Source organism: Cyanobacteriota bacterium (assembly GCA_025054735.1).
GTDB lineage: Bacteria > Cyanobacteriota > Cyanobacteriia > SKYG9 > SKYG9 > SKYG9.
The window spans coordinates 1-2,738 of the sequence record JANWZG010000466.1 but is presented as its reverse complement, the minus strand read 5'-3'; the positions used below and the strand labels follow the sequence as shown (position 1 = coordinate 2,738).

The 2,738-nt window shown below is 48.7% G+C and carries 2 protein-coding genes; one reads left to right on the top strand and one right to left on the bottom strand.

Annotation, left to right across the window (positions count from 1 at the left end):
• Positions 1 to 194 precede the first annotated feature (194 nt).
• Positions 195 to 1,364: a glycine cleavage system aminomethyltransferase GcvT gene (gcvT, locus tag NZ772_16870; GenBank protein ID MCS6815228.1), complete on the bottom strand. Its 1,170-nt coding sequence runs from the start codon at positions 1,362 to 1,364 to the stop codon at positions 195 to 197.
• A gap of 432 nt (positions 1,365 to 1,796) precedes the next feature.
• Here gcvT and pds point away from each other — a divergent pair.
• Positions 1,797 to 2,738, top strand: a 942-nt coding sequence (gene pds, locus NZ772_16865) for a 15-cis-phytoene desaturase (protein MCS6815227.1), incomplete at its 3' end; no start/stop codon positions are given.

Genomic DNA, 2,738 nt, shown 5'->3' with positions numbered 1-2,738 from the left:
ACCATTGCCGTTGAAGCTCTCGGTCAGGGCTTAAGCCCTAGACACAACCATTCTAATCAGCCCCCGTACAGTTGTTGATTAAGGAGCTGACTTTATGGCTAACTCGACGATGGCTAACTTGACAATGGCTGACTTGACAATGGCTGACTTGACAATGGTTGACTTGACATTAGTGAGGATTCTTGGCTTATAGGTCACTCCATTGGACGACGATAGAAGGGCCGCTTCACTACAGTAGCTGGGTAGTGTTTACCTCGGATTTCAACCATCACGGTTTGCCCTACTTTAGCGAGGGCTGTTGGTAGATAGGCGAGGGCGATCGGATAGCCCAAGGTTGGTGACAGCGTGCCACTAGTAACCACACCCACAACTTGCTCGTCATAGAGTACTGGATAATCATGGCGGGCGATGTTACGGCCCTGCATACGCAGCCCCACTAAACGCTTGGTTACCCCAACTTGTTGCTGCTGCTCTAGGGCAGCCCGTCCGATGAAGTCACCCTTTTCCGTTAGATGTACAATCCATCCCAACCCCGCCTCTAGGGGAGTTGTCGTTGTGGTTATGTCCTGCCCATAGAGGCACATAGCTGCTTCTAAGCGTAGGGTATCCCGTGCTCCAAGGCCACAGGGAACGACACCAGCATTCAGCAACGATCGCCACAATTCCATCCCTACAGCAGGATCCACCATCACCTCGACACCATCTTCACCGGTATAGCCTGTGCGGGCAATAAAAGCTGGTGCTCCCAAACAATTTGTCTCCACATGTCCAAAGGCAGGAATAGGAGCCAAATCACAGTCTACTAGGGGTTGAAGTGCTGCGATCGCTTGCGGCCCTTGCACAGCCAGTAATACTTGGTCTACTGTGCGATCGTGCAACTCCACCTGAGAGAATTCTAACCGTGCTAATAACCAAGTCTTATCCTGGCTTCGGGTTGCCGCATTCACAATCAGCACTACTCGTTCTTCGCCAGCCTTTGTGACACCTTGGTTATAGACGATCAAATCATCTAGGATGCCACCCCGCTCGTTCAAGAGTACCGTGTATTGCGCCATTCCCGGTTGCAACCGCTTAAGATTTGAGGGAACGAGAGCTTGTAACTGATCCAGCACCCCCTCGCCACTGACAACAAACTTGCCCATGTGAGAAATATCAAATAGTCCTGCCTGCTGACGTACAGCTTGATGTTCTTTAGTGATACCCGCAAACTGTACTGGCATTTCCCACCCAGAAAAAGCGGTCATGCGTGCTCCTGCCTCCAGAGCAAGGTCATACAACGGGGTACGAGCCAATGCTGTTGGTTCCTGACGATCGCTCACGCATCTTTCCTCCCAGCGATAATAATTTTCCCAATCATAGGTCATTTGGTTCATGGCCTTGGTTGAGCATTGAGTCATGAGAGCATAGGTGGCTGTTATACCGTTTCTCCAAAAGTCAGCTAAGTAACCTAGTAGTTCGTAGTAGTTCGTAGTAGTTCGTAGTAAGGACTTAACGACAAGCCATCTGTAGTGATCGTTTGGGGAATTGTATTGATAAGGTAAGGATTTTCTAGGAAGGGGATACAGGGAACCTTATCCCCAACGTTATTCTCTATAGGGGGTCAAGTCCCCTCGACCGCCACTTGATGATGACTTGTTTCTCACTACCAACATGGTGATTGACTGACACAGCCGCCAGTCACGGTGGATGAACCCCTAGGAATTAATAACTAAATTCTGAATAGTTTATTAAGGACTGTAAATATTAAGGCGTATAATAAAAGCGGTTACCTTTAGATTTACTTAACAAAATTTTCTATGCGTGTTGCGATCGCAGGTGGCGGATTAGCAGGACTTGCCTGTGCTAAGTATCTCTCGGATGCGGGGCACATACCAATTGTGTTAGAGAGCCGAGACGTGCTAGGTGGGCTGGTAGCCGCTTGGCAAGATGACGACGGTGATTGGTATGAAACTGGGCTACATGCCTTCTTTGGTGCTTATCCCAACATGCTGCAACTGTTGAAGGAACTAGGTATTGAAGATCGGCTGCAATGGAAGCAGCATACGTTGATTTTCAACCAACCAGAAAAGCCTGGTACCTATTCCCGCTTTGATGTTCCAGACATTCCAGCTCCTTTTAATGTCATCATGTCGATTCTTCGTAACAATGACATGTTGACATGGGAGCAAAAGCTGCGCTTCGCGATCGGCCTGTTACCTGCTGTGGTAAGGGGCCAACGATATGTGGAAGATATGGATCGGTACACGTTGTTGGAATGGCTACGGAATCAAGGCATTGACGATCGGGTCAATTCTGATATTTTTATTGCTGCTTCTAAAGCCTTGACCTTTATCAATCCTGATGAAGTATCGGCAACCATTCCCCTAACTGCCTTAAACCGCTTCTTGCAGGAGCGTTATGGCTCCAAAATTGCCTTTCTGGATGGCTCACCTACCGAGCGTCTCTGTCAACCTCTAGTAGACTACATCACTGCCCGGGGTGGTGAGGTACGTCTTAATTCACCCTTGAAGCAGATTGTGTTGAATGCTGATAACACCGTTCAACACTTCTTAATTCACGGCTTACAGGGTGCAGCAGATTACACCGTTACGGCTGACTGCTATGTATCAGCGATGCCTGTGGATGTCATGAAGGTATTGATGCCTGCTGCGTGGGCTGAGCTTGACTTTTTCCGAAAGCTGGAAGGCTTGGAAGGGGTACCCGTTATCAATCTGCACCTGTGGTTCGATCGCAAACTG

What these genes read in the sequence shown, in the direction of transcription:
- gcvT (MCS6815228.1), bottom strand. Translation starts at nt 1,364, where the DNA reads ATGACCTATGATTGGGAAAATTATTATCGCTGGGAGGAAAGATGCGTG.